Source organism: Pilimelia columellifera subsp. columellifera (assembly GCF_039532605.1).
Classification (GTDB): Bacteria; Actinomycetota; Actinomycetes; order Mycobacteriales; family Micromonosporaceae; genus Pilimelia; species Pilimelia columellifera.
The window spans coordinates 92,987-116,612 of sequence record NZ_BAAARY010000012.1 but is presented as its reverse complement, the minus strand read 5'-3'; the positions used below and the strand labels follow the sequence as shown (position 1 = coordinate 116,612).

Here is a 23,626-nt window from a genome sequence, read left to right as displayed (position 1 = left end):
GCTCACGCTATCGCCTTTTAACGGCATTTTTCACCGCATTGGGACGGGCGCTCCCGGCAGGCTGTTCGTGGGCTTCCAGCGGCCAGCTACGACTCTTCGAGCAGGGCGCGCATCGCGGCGATCTCCGCGGTCTGGGCCTGCTCAATCTGTTTGGCCAACTCCTTGGCCTCGGCGTTCGCGCCCTTGGCGATCTCGTCGCGGGCCATCGCGATCGCGCCCTCGTGGTGCTCGACCATCATCGTGAGGAACATCGTGTCGAACGCTTTCCCGGACGCGTCGGAGAGCTTCTTCATCTCGGCGTCGGACATCTTGCCCGGGTGGTCGGCGTGGCCGTCAACGCCCGGGGACGGCACGGGCTTTCCCCAGGCGACCAGCCACCCCGACATCGTGGTGATCTCGCTGCCCTGACTGTCCCGGATCTTCTCGGCCAGGGCGCCGACTTCGGCGCTCTGGCCCTGGGCGTCGACGAGGTTCGCCATCTCGATCGCCTGTTCGTGGTGCGGGATCATGCCGGTGGCGAAGTCGACGTCGGCCTGGTTGAAGGTGGCCGCGGCGCCGCCGGGGGCGGCGTTCTCGTCGTCGCCGCAGGCGGCGCCCGACAACGCCATGGCCACGCCGACGCAGACCGCCGCCGCTCGACCGAATCGCTTCATCACGGGCTCCTCCTCAAGGCCACGATGGTCCGGCAGCCCACCCAAATGGCAGGCATGACGGACGCTTCAGGGCTTTCAGGGGGATTGCTCCGCTGTGATGGTAGCCGAGAGCTGGTCCGGTGGCGGCCAAGCTGCCGCCACCGGACCCGTTCGTCAGGACCGGACCGGCGCGACCGCGGTCTTGGCGCCGGCGAGCTGCCAGAAGATGCTGGCGATCATGTTGGTGGCGATGCCCTCGGCCTTCGGCAGGACGTTGGCGGCGTTGTCGCAGGCCTGGTGGTAGCAGGGGTCCAACCTGCTGAGGCTGTCCTCGGAGATGACGCCGCTGGCCTTGATGCCGGCGGCGCGGAAGGCGGCGTGGTCGGACCGGCTGTTGAGGTTGATGCTGATGGTCGGGATGTTACGGGCCTTGAACCAGGCGTCGAGCTGACTGGCCAGGCCGGCGTCGCCGTCGGAGTAGATGCCCCACTTGGTGACCTTCTTGGTGCCCACCATGTCGAAGTTGAGATACGCGCCGATCTTCTTCTTCTCGGCGGCGGACAGGCTGCTGACGTACGCCTTCGAGCCGATGAGGCCGACCTCCTCGGCGCCCCACCAGCCGAAACGCATCCGCTTGTCCGGCCGCAGGTTCGACTTGGCGACCGTCAGGGCGTTCTCCAGCAGCGCCGAGGCGCCGGTGCCGTTGTCGTTGAGGCCCGGTCCGGCGGTGACGCTGTCGAGGTGGGCGCCGAGCATGACGACGTTGTTGGCGTCGCCGTGCGGCCACTCGGCGATGACGTTCCAGCCCTGGGCGCCGGCGTGGGTGAACGGGTGGAGCGTGGTCTGGAAGCCGGCGGCGTCGAGAGTGCGCTTGACGTAGTCGACAGAGGCCTTGAAGCCGGCGCGACCGTGGGCGCGGTTGCCGCCGTTGGCGTCGGCGATCTTCTGCAGCTCGCGGATGTGGACCATAGGCGCCTCGTCGGCGATGGTGGGCGGATCGATGGCGACCAGGGCGGGACCAGCGGCAACGGCGGCCGGGGCGGCAACGGCGTTGGCTTGGCTCGTGGTGATCGCGACGGTGACGCAGAGAACTGCGGCAATCGCGGGGGCGCGGTAGCGCATCGGGCACTCCCAGGGGGTCGGGAAACAGCAACGTCTATCGTTTTCTAGCCGACACGCTACGGGCCGGCCGGCCGATTGCATAGATATCCCTCGATAGGATTGCCCCACAATGGCGTTGCCGCCGCCGGCAGGCGTCCCTAGCCTCACGGACATGAGATCGATGAACGAGAGGAACAGCGCCCGGCGTGACCGGCTGCGCGCCATCGCCCGGGAGACCCTCGACATCGTCGCGAGCGGCGGCTACCGCCACCAGGGCGCCCAGGTCGACCTCGCCGGGGCGATCGGCGCCGCCCTGGCGGGAGTCCGGCTGCACCGACCTGACGAGGTTGTCCACGTCGATGGCGCCGCGCGCGCGGCGCGGGTCCAGGTCACCGCGGAGACGACCCTGGCAGCCGCCCGCCGGCTGGGCCCGGAGGTCGCCTGTCTGGTGTTCGCCTCCGCCAAGAACCCCGGCGGCGGATTCCGAGACGGGGCCGAGGCCCAGGAGGAGAGCGTCGTCCGCTCCTCGGCCCTGTACCCGTGTCTCAACGCCGCGGCCGGCTTCTACCGGTTCCACGAGCGGCAACGAGACCTGCGCTACAGCGACCACGTCATCTACAGCCCGCGGGTCCCGGTGTTCCGCGACGACCATGGGACGCTGCTCCCCCAGCCCTACCCGGCCAGCTTCCTCACCGCGGCGGCGCCGAACATCAGCGCCCTGCGTCGTAGCCAGCCCTGGGATGTCGCCGACGTGCCGCGGACGCTGCGCCGGCGCGCCGCCCACCTCCTGCGACTGGCCGCCGCCCACCGTCACCGGTCGTTGGTGCTCGGCGCGTGGGGCTGCGGGGTCTTCGGCAACGACCCCGCCGAGGTCGCCGCCGCGTTCGACCAGGCGCTTCAGGCCGCGCCGTGGTTCGACGAGGTGGTGTTCGCCGTACACGACACGACTCCCGGCGCCAGGACGCGGCAGGCGTTCGTCGACCGGTTCGCCGGGCAGGTATCTGACGTGTGAAACATTTGCCGAAGCAGCTACGGTTGTCGACGCAGGACGTCAGCCTGCCTGTTCAAGCGGGAGTTCCCAATGAGTCAAGCGCCCACCACGAGCGCGAACAAGATCGACGGGGCCGTCCTCAAGATCGCCGGAGTCATCGTCCTCGGCGCGATCATGTCGATCCTCGATATCACCGTCGTCAGCGTCGCCCTGCCGACCTTCCAGGACGCGTTCGGCGCGTCGTACGCCACGGTCGCCTGGACGATGACGGCCTACACCCTGGCCCTGGCCACCGTCATTCCGCTCACCGGGTGGGCGGCCGACCGGTTCGGCACCAAGCGGCTCTACATGATCGCGCTGGCGCTGTTCACGATCGGCTCGGGCCTGTGCGCCACCGCCGACTCGATCGAGCAGCTCATCGCGTTCCGGGTGCTCCAGGGCCTCGGCGGCGGCATGCTCATGCCGCTGGGCATGACGATCCTCACCAGGGCCGCCGGCCCGGACCGTATCGGCCGGCTCATGGCCATCCTCGGCATCCCGATGCTGCTGGGCCCGATCGGCGGCCCGATCCTCGGCGGCTGGCTCATCGACGTCGCCAGCTGGCACTGGATCTTCCTGATCAACCTGCCGATCGGGCTGGCCGCGCTCGTCTACGCGCGGTTCGCGCTGCCCAAGGATTCCCCGGAGCCGTCGGAGTCCTTCGACTTCGTCGGCATGCTCATGCTCTCGCCGGGTCTGGCGCTGTTCCTGTTCGGCGTCTCCACGATCCCGGAGGAGGGCACGTTCGCCGCCACCCGGGTGTGGGCCCCGATGCTCGTCGGCGCGGCCCTGGTCGTGGGGTTCGTCGTCTACTCGTTCAAGCCGCGGCACCCGCTGCTCGACCTGCGGCTGTTCGCCAACCGGAACCTCACCGTCGCGTCGGTGTCGATGTTCGTCTTCATCGTCGCGTTCATGGGCGCCGGACTGCTGTTCCCCAGCTACTTCCTACAGGTGCGGGGCGAGTCGACGCTGCACGCCGGGCTGCTCATCGCCCCGCAGGGCATCGGCGCCATGATCACCATGCCGATCGCCGGCATGCTCGCCGACAAGATCCCGGTCGGGCGGACGGTGCCGTTCGCGCTGGCGCTGATCGCCACCGGGTTCTGGACGTTCACCCAGGTCGAGGCGGACACCTCGTACGTGGTGCTGTGCGGCTCGCTGTTCGTCATGGGCCTGGGCATGGGCGGCACGATGATGCCGATCATGACGTCCGCGCTCAAGACGCTGACCAGCCACGACGTGGCCCGCGGTTCGACGCTGCTCAACATCATCCAGCAGGTCGGCAGCTCGGTCGGCGCGGCGGTGATGTCGGTGGTTCTCACCAGCAAGCTCAACGAGTCGCCGCAGATCCCAGGCGCGGTGAACCCGGCCACCGGCGAGCCGATCACCGAGGCCGGGCTGGCCATCGGCGCCCAGCAGAATCCGGACCTGCTGAAGCTGTTCCCGGTGGACCAGGCGTTCATCGACAACGCGCTGGACTTCGTCGCCGACGCCTTCGCCTCGACGTTCACGGTGGCGTTCGGCATCGTGCTGCTGACGTTCATCCCGGTGGCGTTCCTGCCGCGCAAGCGTGAGGTCTCGCACCTGCTGGACGATCAGGACAAGGACGCCGCTCCCCCAGTCATGATCCACTGACCGGGGTCCGGCGCGACGCTCAGCCGGCCGGAGCGGGGTGGCTGGTGAGATAGCCGCCCATGTGGGTGAAGTAGTCGCCGGCGGCCAGCTCCTGGCCGCCGGCGACGCGTACCCGGGTGATGAGCAGGGCGTGGTTGCGGCCCCGTCGGGCGTCCGCCCCGGCGACCACGGCCACCCCGTCGCCCTCCCGGTAGAAGATCCGGCCCGGGGTGCCGCCGTACACGCCGGCGGACACTCGCGCCGCGACGATCTCCAGGCGTTGTCCCTTGTGGTAGCAGAACGCCTGCGGGTACGGCGCCGACTGGGCGCGCACCAGCCGTTCCAGCTCCTGGGCCGACCAGGTCCAGTCGATCCGGATGTCCTCGTCGGAGCGCTTGTGGAAGAAGCTGGCCCGGCTGCGGTCCTGTGCGACGAAGTCGCGCCGGCCGCTGGCGATGGCGGCAAGGCCGTCGACGGTGATCGGACCGAAGAGCGCCAGGGTCTTGTGGAACAGGTCCGTGGTGGTGTCGGCGTCGCCGACCGGGACGGCGCGTTGGAGCACGATCGGACCGGCGTCGAGGGTGTCGTCCATCAGGTGCGCGGTGACCCCGACCTCCTTCTCGCCGTTGATGAGCGCCCAGATGAGCGGGGAGAAGCCCGCGTAGGCCGGCAGCAGCGAGTCGTGCACGTTGAGGGTGCCGTGGGCGGGAAGGCCGAAGATGCGCGGCGGTATCCAGGTACGCCAGTTGGTGGCGACGATGACATCCGGCGCGAGCGCCTTGAGCGTGTCGTACAGGTCGTCGTCGTCGGGGCGCTCCCGCAACAGCACCGGGACGCCGTGTTCGGCGGCGAGGTCAGCGACCGAGTCGGACCAGATCTTCTCGTAGGCGCCGTCGCTCGGCGGGTGGGTGACGACGGTGACGACATCGTGCTCGGAGGCCAGCAGGGCCTCGAGGGTCCGGTGACCCCAGGTCTGGTAGCCGAACATGACGACTCGCATGGTGGATTCCTCCGATGGCGGCAGGGCGTCGGGTAGGGTCCGATTATCTTAAGCAAGGCTGCCCTAATTAACAGGCCGACCCACCATCGCTTCGATCAACTACTTAGGTTAGGCTCACCAAAGTCACTGTCGCGAAACGCGGTCAACCGCGTGAGGGGATGGGCATGTCTGAGCCACTTCCAGCGGAAACGCCGGTCTACGACCTCATCGGGATCGGTTTCGGGCCGTCCAACCTGGCCCTGGCCATCGCGGTGGCCGAACACAACGCCGGCCTCCCCGGACCACCCGTGACCGCCCACTTCCTGGAGCGGCAACCCGACTTCGGCTGGCACCGCGGGATGCTCATCGACGACGCCACCATGCAGGTGTCCTTCCTCAAGGACCTAGTGACGCTGCGGAACCCGAGCAGTCACTACAGCTTCGTCAACTACCTGCACGAGCAGGGCCGGCTCATCGACTTCATCAACCACAAGAGCCTGTTCCCGCTGCGGGTCGAGTTCCACGACTACTTCGCCTGGGCCGCGGCGCAGGTCGACGCCCAGGTCAGCTACGGCGCCGAGGTGATCGCCGTCAGGCCGGTGCGCGATGCCGACGGCGATCCGGCGCATCACGCCGCTAGCGACGTCACCCACCTGGACGTGGTCGCGCGTGTCGGCGGCGAGACCGTCACCCACCGGGCCCGCAACATCGTCGTCAGCACCGGGCTGCGACCCAAGCTACCCGAGGGCGTGTCAGCCAGCGAGCGCCTCTGGCACACCAGCGACCTGCTACGCAACGCCGCGAAGCTGCGCGCCGGCGCCGCGCCCCGGCGGATGCTCGTCGTCGGCGCCGGGCAGAGCGCCGCCGAGTCGGTGGCGTACCTGCACCGCGAGTTCCCGGACGCCGAGGTCTGCGCGGTCTTCTCCCGCTACGGCTACTCCCCCGCCGACGACAGCCCGTACGCCAACCGGATCTTCGACCCGGCCGCCGTGGACGACTTCTACACCGCGCCCGAGGCCACCAAACAGCGGTTGATGGACTACCACGCCAACACCAACTACTCCGTGGTCGACATCGACCTCATCACGGACCTGTACCGACGCGAGTACCAGGAGAAGGTCCTCGGCCGGCAACGCCTGCGCATGATTAACGCCTCCCGGCTCACCGCCGTCCACGAGGGACCCGGCGGCGTCGACGCCACCGTCACCTCCCTGGTCACCGGCGAGGTGACCCACCTGGACGCCGACATCGTCGTGTACGCCACCGGCTACCACCCGGCCGACCCGTACAGCCTGCTCGGCGAGGTCGGCGCGCTGTGCCACCGGGACGGCCTGGGCCGCCCGGTGGTCGGGCGGGACTACCGGGCGCAGGCCGACGCCAGCCTCCGCTGCGGGGTGTACCTGCAGGGCGGCACCGAACACAGCCACGGGATCACCTCCCCGCTGCTGTCGAACACCGCCGTTCGGGTCGGCGAGGTGCTGTCGTCGGTGCTCGCCGACCACCGGGCCCCGACGCTCGTCGCCGCGGTCTAGGCGCACCGGCGCCCTCGTCGGCGGTCGGGTCCGCGGCTCGCCGTTCGCTGCGCCCGTGCGCGCCCTGACTCCGTGCCCGCCGTGGCACGGCTGTGGAAAGGAAACACACGCATGTCCGGAAGAACCCGCGCGCGGCTGGTCGCCGCGCTCACCGCGCTCGCCGTAACGGCGAGCCTGGCCGCCTGCGGCGGCGCCGAGTCCACGCCCGCCGCCGGCACGTCGCCGGCCGCCGGGGCGTTCCCGGTCAGCGTCGAGCACAAGTACGGCACTACCGAGATCAAGGCGGCCCCGCAGCGGGTCGTCACGCTCGGGCTCAGCGACGCCGACGCGGTCCTGGCCCTGGGGCTCAAGCCGGTCGGCGTCGTCGACTGGTTCGAGGAGAAGCCGTTCGGCAAGTGGCCGTGGGCGCAACCGGTCTGGGGCGGCGTGACGCCGACGATCGTCGGCAAGCGCGACGAGTACAACCTGGAGCAGGTCGCCGCCGTCCGCCCAGACCTGATCATCGCCCAGTACTCGGGGATGAAGAAGGAACAGTACGAGACGCTCAGCAAGATCGCTCCGGTGGTGGCGCAGCCCAAGGGCTTCGCCGACTACCAGGCGCCGTGGCGGGACATGACCCGCAACATCGGCAAGGCCGTCGGCCAGAGCGCCAAGATCGAGACGCTCATCGCCAGGGTGGACGCCAGGTTCGCCGCGGCCCGCGCCGCGAGCCCGCAGTGGGCGGGCAAGACCGTCGCCATCGCCGAGATCTACGAGGCTGGCAAGTACTCGGCGTTCTCCCCGAACGACCCGAAAATGATCTTCATGAAGGAGCTGGGCTTCGTCGCCTCGCCCGCGTACACCAAGGCCCTGGGCGCCCAGAACGTCGCCGATCTCAGCTTCGAGCGCTTCGACCTGCTCGACGGCGACCGGCTCGTCTGGTTCGTCACCGGCGGTGACACCCAGAAGCAGCTGATGGCCAACAACCTGTACCGGAGGCTCAAAGTCGCCCAGGAGGGCCGGCACCTGTTCCTGGACTACGAGAACCCGCCGGTGGCCGCAGCGATGTCCTTCAACACCGTGCTCAGCATCCCCTACGCGCTCGACCAGGTCCTGCCGCAGCTGAGCAAGTAACCCCGCGCCTGTTCAGGAGAGAACCGCCATGCCGCACGCCGACAGTGGACCGCAGCCAGCCTCGTTCGCCCTCGGCGTCCGGGCCGACACGCCCGCCCCGGAGGCCACCTGGCCGGCGGCGTTCGAGGCGGTGGCGGCCAGCCGGCCGGACGCCACCGCCGTCGTCTGCGACGGTGGGCGCCTGACGTACGCGCAGCTCAACGCCTCAGCGAACCGGCTGGCCAGGGCGTTGCGCGCGGCCGGCGGCCGACGCGGCGACATCGTCGCGATCGCCCTGCCTCGCGGCATCGACGCGGTCGTGGCGGTGCTCGCGACGCTCAAGTGCGGGGCGGCGTACCTGCCGCTGGACCTCGACCAGCCGGGCGCCCGGCTCGGCCACCTGGTGGCTGACTCCGGCGCCCGGCTGGCGGTCACCGCCGACCCGGCCGAACCGCAGGGGGTCGACGAGCTACAAGGCCTGCGCCCGGTGGCCGTCAACGACCCCGCGCACGCCACCCTGGACCCGTCCAACCTCGACCTGCCGATCGGGCTCGACGACGCCGCCTACCTCATCTACACCTCCGGCTCCACCGGTAAGCCCAAGGGCGTGCTGGTCACTCACGACGGCATCGGCAGCCTCATCGTCACCGCCACCGAACGGCTCGGCGTCACCGGCGACAGCCGGATCGCGCAGTTCGCCTCGCTCGGGTTCGACGTCGCCGTCTGGGACATGGTGATGTCGCTGTGCGTCGGCGGCACGCTGGTGATCATCCCGCCCGATCGTCGGGTCCCCGGCCCTGAACTGACCGAACACCTGGCCGCGAACGAGGTCAGCCACGCCATCCTGCCGCCCGCGCTCGTGGCCGCGCTGCCGGAGCAGTGCCAGCTGCCGGACGCGATGACGCTGGTCGTCGGCACCGAGGCCGTGCCGGCCGCGCTCGTCGCCCGCTGGGGGGCCAAACTCCGCGTGGTGGTGGCCTACGGACTCACCGAGACCACCGTCAACTCCACCCTGTGGCTGGCCACACCGGACCTGGACGGGCCCGCGCCCATCGGCGCGCCCGACCCGAACACCCGCTGCTACCTGCTCGACGACGCGCTGCGCCCGGTCCCGGTCGGTCAGGAAGGCGAGCTGTACGTCGCCGGCCGTGGGGTGGCCCGCGGCTACCGGGGACAGCCCGGCCTCACGGCGCAACGGTTCGTCGCCGACCCGTTCACCGGTGGCGGGGCCCGGATGTACCGCACCGGGGACCGGGCGCGCTGGCGCGCCGACGGGAACCTGGACTTCCTCGGCCGCTCCGACAGCCAGCTGAAGATCCGCGGATTCCGGATCGAGCCCGGCGAGATCGAGAGCGTCCTCATGCGGCACCCGTCAGTCGCCGCCGCCGCGGCGCTCCCCCGCCGCGACCACCGGGGCGTGACCCGGCTGGTGGCCTACCTGCACCCGGCCGGCCCAGGCGCCGAACCTGCCGCGCTTCGGGCCCACGCCGCCGTCACGCTGCCCGAACACATGGTCCCGTCCGCGTACGTCGTGCTCGCCGGCCCACTCCCACGCAACGCCAACGGCAAGCTCGACGTCGCCGCGCTGCCCGAGCCGGACTGGCACGCCGCCACCGGCGACGCCGCCCCGCGCACCCCGACCGAGACAGTCCTGGCCGGACTGTTCGCCCAGACCCTGAGGCTACCGACGGTCGGTGTCGACGACGGCTTCTTCGCCCTCGGCGGGGACAGCATCGTGGCCATCAGCCTGGTGAGCGCGGCCCGCCAGGCCGGGCTGACGATCACCCCGCGGGAGGTGTTCGAGCACCAGAGCGTCGCGGCGCTCGCCGCCCTGGCCGACCAACGCGCCAGCGCGCCGGTCGCCCACGACGGGTGGACCGGCCCGCTGCCGGCCACTCCGATCCTGCGCTGGCTGCGCGACCTGGACAGCCCGGTCGACCGCTTCTACCAGGCGACCGTGTGGCGCGCCCCGGCCGACCTGACCACCGAAACCGCCATTGAACTGCTCCAGCGCCTCATCGACCGACACGACCTGCTGCGCTCACGGCTGCTGCCCGACGGCGGCCTCGACGTCGCCCCGGTCGGGGCGGTGCGCGCCGCCCATTTGCTGTCCGTCGGCGCCAGCGACCTGACCGACGACGCGGCCGTCCGAGCCGCTGTCAGCCGGCTGGCCCCCCGCGACGGAGTCGTGCTCCAGGCGGTTCTGCTGCCGGTGGCCGCCGACGCGGCGCGGCTGGCGATCGTGCTGCACCACGCCATCGCCGACGGCGTCACCTGGCGCATCCTCACCGACGACCTCGCCGCCGGCTGGACGGCCGTCGCCGCCGGGCGCCCGGTGGAGCTGACGCCGGTCCCCACCTCGTTCGGCCGCTGGGCGCTGGCCCAACAGGCCAACGCCGTCGATCGGCAGGCCGAAACGTCGTACTGGCAGGCGACCCTGGCGGCCGGCGACCCGCCGATCGGCGCGGCCCCGCTGGACCGGGCCAAGGACACCGCGGCGACCGCCCGGCGGCAGGTGGTCAGCCTGCCCGACGGATTGACCGCGCCGCTGCTCGGCGCGATCCCGGCCGCGTTCCGAGGCCGCGTCAACGACGTCCTGCTCGCCGCGTTCGCCGTCGCGCTGGGCCGGTGGCGCCGCGAACGCGCCGGTCACCCCGGCCACGACGTCCTCATCGAACTGGAGGGGCACGGCCGCGAGGAGATCGCCGGACTGGACCTGTCGCGCACCGTCGGCTGGTTCACCACCCTGTTCCCGGTCCGGCTGGACCCAGGGCCCGCCACCGGCGCGGACGGCCTCGCCGACGCCATCAAGCGGGTCAAGGAGCAGCTGCGCGCCGTGCCCGACCACGGCATCGGCTACGGAATGCTGCCGGAGCTGGCCGGCGGCCCGACCCCGCGCATCCTGTTCAACTACCTGGGCCGCTTCGGCGCCGGCGACGGAGACTGGGCGGTCCTCGGCGACGACCCGGTGCGCGAGGACCGCGACCCGGCGATGCCGCTGACCCACCAGCTTGAGGTCGACGCCGCGGTACGGGACGAGACCGGCGGGCCCCGGCTGTCGGCGGCGTTCACCTGGCCGGGCCGGGTGCTGCCGGCGGAGGCCGTCGCCGAGCTGGCCGACGGTTGGGTCGCGGTGCTCGCCGAGATCGTGGCCGCCAGCCGGCGGCCCGGGTTCGGCGGGGCCACCCCGGCCGACTTCCCACTGGTCCGGCTCACCCAACAGGAGGTCGACGCCGTCGACGGCGCCGACCTCTGGCCGGCGAGCCCGTTGCAGGCCGGCATGTTCTTCAGCGCCGCCGTCACCGACGCGGACGAGTACACCGTGGCGCAGGTGCTCACCCTGGACGGACCCGTCGACGCCGACGCGCTGCGCGCGGCCCTGGACGCGGTCGTCGCCCGGCATCCAGCGCTGCGCACCGGGCTGCGGCAGCTGGCCGACGGGACGGTCGTGCAGGTCGTCGCCGGACAGGCGCGGACACCGTTCCGCGAGCTGCGCCTGGTGGACCTGCCCGCCACGGCGCCGAACCCGGACGACGGCGGCCTCGACCCGCGCCTGGCCGCGCTGGTCACCGCCGAGCGCGCCGCCGGCTTCGACCTCGGGCAGCCGCCGCTGCTACGGGCCGTGCTGGTCCGGGGCGAGGACCGGCGCTGGCTGGCGCTGACCATCCACCACGCCGTCGCCGACGGGTGGTCCGAGCCGATCCTGCTGCGCGAGCTGGCCGCCGCCTACCAGGGACGCGGTCTCGGCGGGGCGTTGGACACCACGGCTCAGCTGGCGCGGTGGCGCGCGTCGCGGGATCACGACGCGGCCCGGGCCGCATGGGGGAAGGCGCTGGCCGGCGTCGACGCGCCCACTCTCGTCGCCGAGTCCGCCACGGCGCCGACCCCCGCCGACGCGCCGCCCGTCCGGGGCGCGGAGACCGCGGGCGTCGCATGCGGAGAGCCCGGGACCGCGGTCGTCGCCAGCGGGCTGACCGTCGAGGAGACGGCAGCGTTGACGGCCGCCGCGCGAACCCACGGGCTCACCGTGGCCACCGTCCTACAGGGAGCGTTCGCGCTCGCGCTCGGGCAGGCCACCGGCGCCGACGACGTGGTGTTCCACCAGACCGTCGCCGGACGCCCGCCGCAGCTGCCCGGCGTCGAGGACGCCATCGGCCTTTTCGTCAACACCTTGCCGGTCCGGTTCGCCAGCCCGCCCCGGACGCCGTGGGCCGAGGCGCTGGAACAGTTGCAACGACAGCAGGCTGACCTGCTCGACCACCAGCACGTCGGCCTCGGCGAGCTGCTACGCCTGGCCGGCCTGCCGGCGCTGGCCGACACCCTGCTGGTGGTCGAGAACTATCCGACGCCGGGCGCGCGAACCCTGCCGATCACCGGCGCGGTGACCATCGAGAGCCGGCACCACCCGTTGGAGCTGACCGTCACCGTCGGGGACCGGCTGCGGTGGCGGCTCGAACACGACCCGGCGCAGGTGGACGCCGGCCGGGCCGCGCAGTTCGCGGCCGCGTTCCGACTGGCCCTCGGGCAGCTCGTCGACGGCGGCAGGCGGCCCGTGGGCTGCCTCGACCTGCTCGGCGGCGACCGAAGGGAGCTGGTCCACGCCGCCCTCGTCGGCGCGGAGCACGCCGATCCCGCCCGAGCGGAGCTGTCGTTGGTGGAGCTGGTCGGCCGGCAGGTCGCGGCCACGCCTACGGCGACCGCGGTCATCGACGGAGACCGGACCCTCGACTACGCCCAGCTCGACGCTGCCGCCGGCGCGCTCGCCGGCCGGCTGTGGGCCGCCGGGGCGCGTCCCGGCGACATCGTGGCCGTCGCCGTGCCGCGCAGCGCGGCGCAGATCATCGCCCTGCTCGGGGTGCTACGGGCCGGCGGCACGTACCTGCCGTTGGACGCCGAGCACCCGGCCGAGCGCACCGCCACGCTCATCGCCGACGCCGGGGTGAGCGTGGCGGTGACAGGCCCAGGCTGGCCGGGGATCCCGGGCGTTCGGCAGGTTCCGGCGACCGTGGACGACGACGGCCCGGGCCAGGCGGCGGCGGCTGGCCCGCCGGCTGTGGTAGTCGATCCGGACCAGCCGGCGTACCTCATGTACACCTCCGGCTCCACCGGACGGCCCAAAGGCGTCCTGGTCAGCCACCGGGCGGTCGTCGGGCAGCTGCGCTGGCTGACGGAACGGCGCGGGGTCGGCGCCGACGACCGGTTCCTGCACCAGTACGCGATCACCTTCGACCCGTCCGTGCAGGAGATCTTCGCGCCGCTGAGCGTCGGCGGCGCCGTGGTGGTCGCCGAGCCGGGCGCGCACCGGGACCCGCTGCGGCTGGCCGCGCTGGTTCGCGAGCACGCCGTCACCACCCTTGACCTGGTCCCGTCGATGTACGCGGCCCTGCTGGCCCAGCCCGAGCTGGCCGACGGCGACTGGGCGCGAAGCCTGCGCCGGGCGTTCTCCGGCGGCGAGGCCCTCGACGTCGAGCTGGCGCGCTCGTGGCGGGCGTCGACGGGCGTCGCGCTGACCAACGTCTACGGTCCCACCGAGTCGGCCATCCAGGTCACCAGCTGGCAGACCGGCGACGACGACGGGTGGACGCCCATCGGCCGGGCCGTCGGCCCGGTCCGGCTGTACGTGCTGGACCGCCAGCTGAGGCAGGCGCCGGCGGGCGCCCCGGGCGAGCTGTACGTGGCCGGCGACCAGTTGGCCCTCGGGTACCACCGTCGCGCGGGGCTGACGGCGGCCGCGTTCGTGGCCGACCCGTTCGGCCCGGCCGGCGGGCGGATGTACCGCACCGGCGACCGGGTCAGCGTCGATGCCCGCGGCGTGCTGCGGTTCCTCGGCCGGGTCGATGAGCAGGTGAAGATCCGTGGCGTGCGGGTGGAGCCGGACGAGGCGGCCGCCGCGCTGCGCCGGCTGCCGGGCGTCGCCGACGCCGCTGTGCTCGCCGCCTCAGACGGCCGCGGCGGCAGACGGCTCGTCGGGTACGCCGCCGGCGTGGCGCTGGACGCCGAGGCGTTGACGGTGGCGCTCGCGGCCGTCCTGCCGGCCCCGCTGGTCCCGGCGGTGATCGTCACCCTCGACGAGCTGCCGCGCGTCGCCGGCGGAAAGCTGGACCGTCGCGCGTTGCCGGTCCCGGCACAGCGCGGCGCTCCGACCGGGTCGGACGAGAACGCAGCCCGCGTTCCTCGCCCCGCGGACAGCGCCGACGGCCAGGCGCCCACCGGCGGCGCCGGGCAGGTCGACCCGACCAGGGTCCTCGCCGGCATCTTCGCGGATGTGCTCGGCCTCGACCATGTCGACGACGGCGGCGACTTCTTCCGGCTCGGCGGCGACAGCATTCTGTCGATCACCGTGGCCACCCGCGCCCGCGCCGCCGGTCTGCCGGTGAGCCCTCGCGAGGTGTTCACGTTACGTACCCCGGCTGCCCTCGCCGCTGCCATGCGGCCGGCCGCCGCCATCCACCACCCACGCCCGACGGCGGACGGCGTCGGCGACCTCGACGCGCTGCCGATCGTGCACCAGCTGCGCACCGACGGCGGCACGATCGACCGGTTCCACCTGTCGCTGCTGGTCCAGACCCCCGCCGGGGCGAGCGCCGAGCAGCTGACGCGGGTCGTCGACGGGCTCATCGAGCGCCACGACGCGCTGCGGCTGGCCCTCACCCGGGTGGCCGGCGTGCTGTGGTCGCTGGCGGTGCGGCCGGTCGGTTCCGTCAGCGCATCAGGACTGCTACGCCGGGTGGACCTCGCCGGCCTGGACGAGCAGCGGCGGGCCGCGACGCTTCAGCAGGCCGCGGACGCGGCGGTGGGCCGGCTGTCGCCCGACGACGGCGTGCTCCTCCAGGCCGTCCACTTCGACTGCGGCCCGCACGAGCCGGGCCGGCTGCTGCTGGCCACCCACCACCTGGCCGTCGACGGGGTGTCCTGGCGGATCATGCTGGCCGACCTGGCGCAGGCGTGGACGGCGGTCGTCGCCGGCGAGGCGCCGGCGCTGGCGCCGGTCGGCGAGTCGCTACGCGGATACAGCCGGCGGCTGACGGCCGCGGCGGCCGACCCGGGTCGGTTGGCCGAGTTGGAGCACTGGGCGGCGACGCTGGCGCCCGGCGCCGAGCTGGTCGCGGGCGTCCGGCGCGGCGGCACGGTCGGCGCCGCCGGGAAGCACGAGCTGACCGTGCCGCCCCGTGTCACCCGGGCGCTGCTGTCTCAGGTCCCGGCGGCCACCGGCGCGGAGGTGACCGAGGCGATGCTGGCGGCGCTGGCTGTGGCCGTCGCCAGGTGGCGGGGCGGGTCCGGGGAGCTGCTGGTCGATGTGGAGCGGCACGGCCGGGCCGACCTCGACGGTGTGGACCTGACCCGGACCGTCGGCTGGCTCACCAGCGTTCACCCGGTCCGGCTGCCGGCCGGCGACGAGCCGGCGGCGCTGCTGACGCAGGTCGCCGAACGGGTCCGGAAAGCCCCCGACCAGGGCCTTGGCTACGGTCTGCTGCGCTACCTCAACGCGCAGACCGCTCCGCTGCTGGCCGCCCTGCCCGGGGCGCAGGTGCTGTTCAACTACTACGGCCGGTTCCCCGCGGCCACCGGCGGCGACTGGGAGCCGGCGCCGGAGCGACTGGACCTGCCCTACGACGCGGACCTGGCGCTGCCGTACGCGTTGCAGATCGACGCGGTGTGCCACGACACCACCGACGGCCCGACGCTGGCGGCGACGCTCACCTGGCCCGACGGCCAGGGCGGGCTGAGCGCGGCCGACGCGGCGGCGCTGGCCGACGGTTGGCGTGGCGCGTTGTGCGAGCTGACCGAGAGCGTCCGGGGCGGGCAGGATGCCGGGCGACCGGAGACCTGGCCGCTGTCGCCGCTGCAACGGGGCATCCACTTCCACGCCACCTTCGGCGGGCAGGACGTCTACACCGCCCAGGACGTCTACCGCTTCGACCACCGGCTGGACGCCGACCGGCTGCGCTCCGCCGGGTCGGCCCTGCTGGCCCGGCATGCCGCGCTGCGGACCGGGATCATCGTCGACGACGCGGGCGACCCGGCGCAGGTCCTGGCCGAGGTGCGGGAGCTGCCGCTGACCGAGGTCGACCTGTCCGAGCTGACGCCCGCGGAGCAGGCCGAGAGGTTGGCGCAGGTTCTGGAGCTGGACCGGGGTCTCCGGTTCGACCTGGCCAGTCCGCCGCTGTGCCGGCTGACGCTGCTGCGACTGGGCGCCACGGACACGTTGGCGCTGTCGCATCACCTCATCGCCTGGGACGGCTGGTCACAGGGCATCGTCCTGGCTGAGCTGTTGGACCTGTACGCGGCCGGCGGAGACGCCGCCGCGCTGGAGCCGCCTGGGGAGTACCGGACCTATCTGGAGTGGCTGGGCGGGCAGGACGAGCAGGCCGGCATCGCGGCGTGGCGGGACGCGCTCGCCGACCTCGACGGGCCGACCCTGGTGGCGCCCGCGGCGGCCGGCGTCGAGCCCACCGAGCCGCTGCGGCACGTCGCCGAGCTGGGCGCCGAGCGGGTTCGCCGGCTGCGGGACACCGCCCGGCGGCACGGCGTCACCGTCAACACCGTCGTGTCGACCGCGTGGGCGATGGTTCTGGGCGGTCTGACCGGCCGCACGGACGTGACGTTCGGCGCGACGGTCTCCGGCCGGCCCGCGGAGCTGCCGGGGGCCGGCGACACCGTCGGGATGTTCCTCAACACGGTGCCGCTGCGGCTGCGGCTGCGCCCCGACGAGCAGGTCGGCGACCTGCTCCGCCGGGCCCAGGACGAGCGGGCGGCGCTGATGGCGTACGACCACATCGGCCTGGCCGACATCCAACGGAGCACCGGGCCGCTGTTCGACACCCTCTACGTGTTCCAGAACTTTGCCGACGCCGACGCCCTCGACGCGCTACGACGCCGGCACGGCATCGCCGAGATCACCAGCCGGGACGCCACACACTTCCCGCTGACCCTGGTGGTCACCCCCGGGACGTCGATGCGGCTGACCCTGCTGCGCCAGCCCGGGGCCGTCGACGCGGACACGGCGGCGGCGCTGGCCGCGCGGCTGGGCGCCACAGTGGACCGGCTCTGCGGCGACGGCCCGGTCGCCGCCGTGGACACCGTCACCGACGCCGAGCTGGCCGGGCTGCGGGCCGGCTGGAACGCCAGCGCCGCCCCGATGATCGGCGACACCGTCGCGGAGCTGCTTGCCGCCCAGGCTGCCCGGACCCCGGACGAGACCGCGCTGGTCGTCGGCGACCAGCGTCTGACCTACGCCGAGCTGGACGGCCGGATCAATGCGATGGCGCGGCTGTTGCTGGACCGGGGCGCCGGCCCGGAGCGGGTGGTGGCGTTGGCGTTGCCGCGTTCGGTGGAGATGGTGGTGGCGCTGTTCGCGGTGCTGCGGGCCGGGGCGGCGTACCTGCCTCTGGACCTGGACCACCCGACCGACCGGCTCGACTGGATGATCGACGACACCGATCCGACGTGCCTGCTGTCCACAACGGCAGTGGCGGCGACGTTGAACGCCGCGGCGACGACTGTCCTGCTCGACGACCCGGCCGTCGTGGCCGAGCTGACGGCCCGCTCCGGCGCCCCGCTGGCCGACGAGGAGACCCCCGGGTTCGGACGGGATGTCGCCGACCGGCTGGAGCACCCGGCGTACCTCATCTACACCTCCGGCTCCACCGGCCGTCCCAAAGGCGTGGTCACCCCGTACCGGGGGCTGACGAACATGCAGCTCAACCACCAGCGGGAGGTCTTCGGCCCGGCGATCGCCGCGGCCGGCGGCCGGCGGCTGCGGATCGCGCACACCGTCTCGTTCGCCTTCGACATGTCCTGGGAGGAGCTGCTCTGGCTCGTCGAAGGGCACGAGGTGCACGTCTGCGACGAACAGCTGCGCCGCGACGCCACGGCGCTGGTCGCCTACTGCGACGCGCACGCCGTGGACGTGGTCAACGTGACGCCCACCTACGCCCAGCTGCTCATCGAGGAGGGCCTGCTCGCCGCAGGCCCGGGCCGGCGGCGGCCGGCGCTGGTGCTGCTCGGTGGGGAAGCCGTCTCGGACGCGGTGTGGTCGAGCCTACGCGACACCGACAGCGTCTACGGCTACAACCTGTACGGGCCGACCGAGTACACGATCAACACGCTCGGCGGCTCCACGTTCGACAGCGACACCCCGACCGTCGGGCGGGCCATCGCCAACACCAGGGCATACGTCCTGGACGCCCGCCTGAGGCCCACGCCGCCCGGGGCGCCCGGCGAGCTGCACATCGCCGGGGTGGGCCTGGCCCGCGGCTACCACGCCCGTCCCGGGCTCACCGCGTCCCGGTTCGTCGCCGACCCGTACGGCCCGGCCGGCGGCCGGATGTACCGCACCGGCGACCTGGTCCGGCAGCGGCCGGACGGGAACCTCGACTTCCTCGGCCGCACCGACGACCAGGTGAAGATCCGCGGCTACCGGGTCGAGCTGGGCGAGGTGGCCACGGCGTTGCAGGAGCAGGCGGAGGTGGGGCAGGCGGTCGTCGTGGTCGACCACGGCGGGCCGGTGGCCCGGCTCGTCGGGTATCTGGTCCCGTCCGGCGGGCCGGCCGACCCGGGCCTGGCGGACACCCTGCGCGAGCGGCTCGCCGGCCGACTCCCTGAGCACATGGTCCCGGCGGCGCTGGTGTCGTTGGACGCGTTGCCGCTGACCGTCAACGGCAAGCTGGACACCGCGGCCCTGCCCCGGCCGGCGGCCGGCGGCGGCGGACGGGAGCCGGCCGGCCCGGTCGAGAAGGCGCTGGCCGACCTGTACGCCGAGCTGTTGGGTCTGGAGTCCGTGAGCGCCGACGACCACTTCTTCGCCCTCGGCGGGCACTCGTTGCTGGCAACCAGGCTGGTGAGCCGGGCCCGGTCCGGAATCGGCGCCGAGCTGACCGTCCGGGACCTGTTCGAGGCCCCGACCGTCGCGGCGCTGGCCCGGCGGGCCCAGGCCGCGGCCGGGCGAACCGGTCGTCCGGCGCTGGCGCCGGGGCGGCGACCGGATCGGCTGCCGCTGTCGGCCGCCCAGCAGCGGCTGTGGCTGTTGCAGCAGGTGGAGCCGGAGTCGCCGGCCTACAACTTCCCGCTCGTCCTCGGCCTCGACGGAGAACCGGACGTCACGGCGCTGACCGGCGCGCTGGCCGACCTGGCCGACCGGCACGAGTCGCTGCGCACCGTCTTCCCCGTCGTCGACGGCGTCCCGACACAGCGGGTGCTGCCGGCGGCGTCGATCCCGGTCGAGGTGCTCGACGGCGATGTGGCCGCGCTGGCGCTCGCGACCGTCCACCGCCCGTTCGACCTGTCCGTCGAGCCGCCGCTGCGGGCCACGCTGATCCGTCACGACGGCGGCTGCGCGCTGGCGTTGACGCTGCACCACATCGCCACGGACGAGTGGTCCGACCGGCCGTTCCTGGCCGACCTGGACCACGCCTACCGGGCCCGCCTGGCCGGCCGGGCCCCCACCTGGGCGGCGCTGCCGGTCCAGTACGCCGACTACACGCTGTGGCAGCGGGAGCTGCTGGGCGACCCGGCCGAGCCGACCAGCCGGGCCGCCGGGCAGCTGGACTTCTGGCAGCGGGCCCTGGACGGGGCGCCACCGGAGCTTGAGCTGCCGACCGACCGGGCGCGTGCGGCCAGTCCGACGTTCGCCGGCGCCGAGCACGAGTTCCCCATCGACGGCGCTGTCGCCGCCGGGCTGCGGGACCTGTCGGCGCGGACCGGGGCGAGCATGTTCATGCTGCTGCACGCCGCCGTCGCCACCCTGCTGCACCGGCTCGGCGCCGGCTGCGACCTGCCCATCGGCGCCCCGGTCGCCGGCCGGGACGACGCCGCCCTCGACGACCTGGTCGGCTTCTTTGTCAACACGTTGACGCTGCGCGCCGACCTGTCCGGCGACCCGACCTTCGTCGAGCTGGCCGGTCGGGTCCGGGAGGGCGCGCTGGCCGCGTTCGCCAACGCCGACGTGCCGTTCGAGGCGGTCGTGGAACGGCTCAACCCGCCGCGTTCGTTGGCCCGCAACCCGCTGTTCCAGGTGATGGTCGGCTACCACGCGCGCTCCGGCGACGACACGGTCCGGCTCGGCGACCTCGCCGGCTCGTGGCTGCCCGTCGAGCACCGCGCCGCCAAGTTCGACCTGGTGTTCTCATTCGCCGAGCACACCGACACCGGCCGGCTGGGTTGCCGGCTGGAGTACGCCACCGACCTGTTCGACCCGTCAACCGCGACGGCGATCGGGCGGCGGCTGGAGCTGGTGTTGGCGGCGGTGACCGCCGACCCGGACCGGCGGGTCGGCGGCGTCGACGTGCTGCTGCCCGGCGAGGCCGAGCGGCTGCTGCGCGGCTGGAACCAGACCGGGCGGGACGTGCCGGCGCTGTCCTGGCCGGACCTGTTCGACGCCGTCGCCACCGACCGGCCCGACGCCGTCGCGGTGGTCGACGAGACCGGCGAGTGGACGTACCGGCAGTTGGCGGCGCGCGCGAACCAGCACGCCCGGCTGCTCGCCGACGCCGGCGTGGCCGCCGGGTCGGTGGTGGCGCTGGGCCTGCCCCGGCGCCGGGAGCTCATCGCCGTCGTCCTGGGCGTTCTCCAGCTCGGGGCGGCGTACCTGCCGTTGGAGCTGACCCACCCGGCCGAGCGGCTGGCCCACCAGCTCACCGACTCCGGGGCCGAGCTGGTCGTGACCACCACGGGCGCCGCGGTCCCGGCGGCGCCTGTGGTCAGGCGGCTGTTGCTCGACGACCCGGCCACGGCCGCTGCGCTCGACGCCGCCGATCCCGCGCCGCCGGCCCGGGCGCCGATCCCGCTGGACGCCGCCGCCTACGTGATCTACACGTCCGGCTCGACGGGGCGCCCGAAGGGGGTGTGCGTCCCGCACGAGGGCATCGCCAGCCTGCTGGCCACCGCGATCGACCGGATGCGGCTGACCCCGGACGCCCGGGTGCTCCAGTTCGCCTCGTTCGGCTTCGACGTGGCGGTGTTCGAGCAGGTCATGGCGCTGTGCCACGGCGGGACGCTGGTGCTGTGCCCGGAGTCGGCGCGGGTTGCCGGGCCGGCGCTCACCGCCTTCACCGCGGCGCACCGGATCACCCACCTCATCCTGCCGCCGTCGCTGGTGGCGGCCCTGCCGCCCGGCTGCGAGCTGCCCGAGGGCGCGACCATCCTGGTCGGCACCGAGACCGTCCCGCCGGACCTCATCGGACGGTGGGCCGGGCGGCTCAACCTGCTTGGCGCCTACGGCCTCACCGAGGCCACCGTCAACTCGACCCTGTGGCAGTCGTCACCGGGTTGGTCGGCGGCGGTCCCGATCGGCGTGCCGGACCCGAACACCCGCTGCTACGTGCTCGACGACGCCATGCGGCCCACGCCGCCCGGCGTCGCCGGCGAGCTGTACGTCGGCGGGCGCGGGTTGGCCCGCGGCTACCTCGGGCAGCCCGGGCTCACGGCGTCGCGGTTCGTCGCCGACCCGTTCGGACCGGCTGGGGCGCGGGTGTACCGCACCGGCGACCGGGCCCGCTGGCGCCCCGACGGCAACCTCGACTTCCTCGGCCGGCTCGACGACCAGGTGAAGATCCGCGGTTTCCGGATCGAGCTGGGCGAGGTGGCCGCGGCGCTCGCCGCCCACCCGCAGGTGGTTCAGGCCGCCGCCGTCGTGGACCGGGACGGCCCGCTGGCCCGCCTGGTCGGCTACGTCCACCGCGCCCCATCGGCCAGCCCCGACGACGAGGTCGAGCCTGCCGACGGCGAGGGTTTGCGGGCGTTCGCCGCCCGGACGCTGCCCGAGCACATGGTCCCCGCCATGGTCATTGTTCTCGACGGTCCGCTGCCGCTGACCAGCAACGGCAAGCTGGACCGCCGGGCGCTGCCGGCCCCGGACTGGGCTGGCCTGGCCGGCGACGACGAGCCGTCCACCGATGACGAGAAGGCGCTGACCGGAATCGTCGCCGAGCTGCTGCGGTTGCCTCGGGTCGGCGTCCGGGACGACTTCTTCGCCCTCGGCGGCCACTCGATGCTGGCGATGCTGCTCGTCGGCCGGATCAGCGCCCACCTCGGCGCCCAGCTGAGCATCCGGGACGTGTTCGACGCCCCGACCGTCGCCGGTCTGGCCCGGCGACTGGCCGGCGCCGCTGGGGACGCCCGACCGGCCCTCGGCGCCGGTGACCGGCCGACCGTGCTGCCGTTGGCGCCGCCGCAACGGCACCGGGCCATCCCCGGGGCGCGGTGGGACCATGCGCTGGCCCTGCACGCCCCGACCGGGTTCGACGTCACGGCGCTGCGCGGCGCCTGGCACGACCTGTGCCTGCGGCACGAGCCCCTGCGCACCGGCTACCTCAGCAGACTGGACGGTCCGGCGGAGCAGCGGCTGTTGGACCCGGCGCCGCTGCGGGAGGTGGCCGTCACCGACCGCCCGCTGGCCGAGGCGATGGCGGCGATCGCCGCCACCCGGCCGGCCCCGACGCCGGACGAGCCGCCGCTGCGGGCGTATCTGCTCAGCGCGGGCGACGGCCAGGCGCTGTTGCTCACCATGGACTATCTGGCCGTCGACGAGTGGTCGGTGCTGCCGCTCTGTGACGATCTGGCCGCCGCGTACGCGGCCCGCGGCGTCGGCGCGGCGCCAGCCTGGTCGCCGCTGCCGGTCGGTTACGGCGACTACACCCGCTGGCAGGAGACGTTGCTCGGGGACCCCGCCGACCCGGCCAGCCGGCACGCCCGTCAACTCGGCTGGTGGCGGCAGCAGCTCGCGGGCGTCCCGCCGCTGCGCCTGCCGTGCCGAGGCGTCGTCGGCGAACTGGCTGCCGGCCGGGCGCGTATCGGCGGCGAGGTGGCGATGCCGATCGACCTCGCGTTGCGGGGCGCCGCCGACCAGCTGGCCCGGGCCACCGGTAGCAGCCTGTTCATGGTGCTGCACACCGCCCTGGCCGCCGTCCTCACCGCCCACGACGCCGGCGACGACCTGCCGATCGGCGCCCTGGTCGCCGGGCGGACCGACCAACAACTGGCGGACCTGGTCGGCTGCTTCGCCCAGCCGGTGACCCTGCGCACTGACACCTCCGGCGACCCGACGGTGACCGAGCTGCTCCGCCGCGTCCGGGCGACCACCCTCGCCGCGCTCGACCACCAGGACGTGCCCTACGCCGCCGTCCGCGCGGCCACCCTCGGCGCCGACCCCCGGGTGCTCGTGGCCCACCACGAGCAGGCCGACCTGGCCTCCCCCGGCGGCGGCGGGTTCGACGCCGTCCCCACCGGAGCGGCCCACGCCGACCTGACGCTCAGCTTCTACGAGCCCCGCGGCGCCGGACCCGTCGAGTGCTATCTCGGCTACGCCACCGACCTGTTCGGGGAGGCCGACGCCCGGCGCCTGGCCGACGACCTGCTCCACGCCGTGGCCGCCATGGCGGCCGACCCCACCCGACCCATCTCGACCCTGCGGAGGAACCCGTGAACCCGTTCGACGACCCCGATGGCCGCTTCCTCGTCCTGGTCAACGCCGAGGAGCAGCACAGTCTGTGGCCGACGTTTGTGCCCGCTCCGGACGGTTGGCGCCAGGTGTTCGGCGAGGACAGCCGGGATGCGTGCCTGCACTATGTCGAGTCCAACTGGTCCGATCTGCGACCCAGGTCGTTACGGGAGCGCCAGGACCAGGTCCTACCCGGCACGGACAGCTGAT

9 protein-coding genes are annotated in these 23,626 nt (G+C 73.4%); 6 read left to right on the top strand and 3 right to left on the bottom strand.

Features of this window, described 5'->3' with window-relative positions; genetic code table 11:
* Positions 1-86 precede the first annotated feature (86 nt).
* Both ABD287_RS13520 and ABD287_RS13515 read right to left on the bottom strand, forming a co-directional pair.
* Positions 87-653, bottom strand: a complete 567-nt coding sequence (locus ABD287_RS13520; RefSeq protein ID WP_344172901.1) for a DUF305 domain-containing protein — start codon at positions 651-653, stop codon at positions 87-89.
* Positions 654-806: 153 nt separating this feature from the next.
* On the bottom strand, positions 807-1,754 hold the full coding sequence (locus ABD287_RS13515) for a M28 family peptidase (RefSeq protein ID WP_344172899.1): 948 nt from the start codon (positions 1,752-1,754) through the stop codon (positions 807-809).
* Between the two features lie 151 nt (positions 1,755-1,905).
* On the opposite strand from ABD287_RS13515, the gene ABD287_RS13510 reads away from it, so the two are divergent.
* On the top strand, positions 1,906-2,745 hold the full coding sequence (locus tag ABD287_RS13510; protein ID WP_344172897.1) for a TIGR02452 family protein: 840 nt from the start codon (positions 1,906-1,908) through the stop codon (positions 2,743-2,745).
* Positions 2,746-2,814: 69 nt separating this feature from the next.
* Positions 2,815-4,398, top strand: coding sequence for a DHA2 family efflux MFS transporter permease subunit (locus ABD287_RS13505; RefSeq protein ID WP_344172895.1), 1,584 nt, complete (start codon positions 2,815-2,817; stop codon positions 4,396-4,398).
* Positions 4,399-4,417: 19 nt separating this feature from the next.
* Here ABD287_RS13505 and ABD287_RS13500 read toward each other — a convergent pair whose 3' ends face one another.
* Positions 4,418-5,377, bottom strand: a complete 960-nt coding sequence (locus ABD287_RS13500) for a methionyl-tRNA formyltransferase (protein ID WP_344172893.1) — start codon at positions 5,375-5,377, stop codon at positions 4,418-4,420.
* Between the two features lie 164 nt (positions 5,378-5,541).
* Between ABD287_RS13500 and ABD287_RS13495 the strand changes: the two genes are divergently transcribed.
* The 4 genes from ABD287_RS13495 to ABD287_RS13480 all read left to right on the top strand — a co-directional run bounded on the left by ABD287_RS13495 (position 5,542) and on the right by ABD287_RS13480 (position 23,625).
* Positions 5,542-6,888 (top strand): lysine N(6)-hydroxylase/L-ornithine N(5)-oxygenase family protein, encoded by a 1,347-nt coding sequence (locus tag ABD287_RS13495; RefSeq protein ID WP_344172891.1) that lies wholly within the window; start codon positions 5,542-5,544, stop codon positions 6,886-6,888.
* Between the two features lie 111 nt (positions 6,889-6,999).
* Positions 7,000-8,001, top strand: a complete 1,002-nt coding sequence (locus tag ABD287_RS13490; protein WP_344172889.1) for an iron-siderophore ABC transporter substrate-binding protein — start codon at positions 7,000-7,002, stop codon at positions 7,999-8,001.
* Between the two features lie 28 nt (positions 8,002-8,029).
* On the top strand, positions 8,030-23,401 hold the full coding sequence (locus ABD287_RS13485; RefSeq protein ID WP_344172887.1) for an amino acid adenylation domain-containing protein: 15,372 nt from the start codon (positions 8,030-8,032) through the stop codon (positions 23,399-23,401).
* Positions 23,398-23,625, top strand: a complete 228-nt coding sequence (locus ABD287_RS13480; protein ID WP_344172885.1) for an MbtH family protein — start codon at positions 23,398-23,400, stop codon at positions 23,623-23,625. The genes ABD287_RS13485 and ABD287_RS13480 overlap by 4 nt, the downstream gene beginning before the upstream one ends.
* Position 23,626 lies beyond the last annotated feature (1 nt).

Bases quoted from the DNA above. Each gene is read 5' to 3' on its own strand.
- ABD287_RS13495 (WP_344172891.1), top strand. From the start codon at position 5,542: ATGTCTGAGCCACTTCCAGCGGAAACGCCGGTCTACGACCTCATCGGG.
- ABD287_RS13510 (WP_344172897.1), top strand. From the start codon at position 1,906: ATGAGATCGATGAACGAGAGGAACAGCGCCCGGCGTGACCGGCTGCGC.
- ABD287_RS13500 (WP_344172893.1), bottom strand. From the start codon at position 5,377: ATGCGAGTCGTCATGTTCGGCTACCAGACCTGGGGTCACCGGACCCTC.
- ABD287_RS13490 (WP_344172889.1), top strand. From the start codon at position 7,000: ATGTCCGGAAGAACCCGCGCGCGGCTGGTCGCCGCGCTCACCGCGCTC.
- ABD287_RS13485 (WP_344172887.1), top strand. From the start codon at position 8,030: ATGCCGCACGCCGACAGTGGACCGCAGCCAGCCTCGTTCGCCCTCGGC.
- ABD287_RS13520 (WP_344172901.1), bottom strand. From the start codon at position 653: ATGAAGCGATTCGGTCGAGCGGCGGCGGTCTGCGTCGGCGTGGCCATG.
- ABD287_RS13505 (WP_344172895.1), top strand. From the start codon at position 2,815: ATGAGTCAAGCGCCCACCACGAGCGCGAACAAGATCGACGGGGCCGTC.
- ABD287_RS13515 (WP_344172899.1), bottom strand. From the start codon at position 1,754: ATGCGCTACCGCGCCCCCGCGATTGCCGCAGTTCTCTGCGTCACCGTC.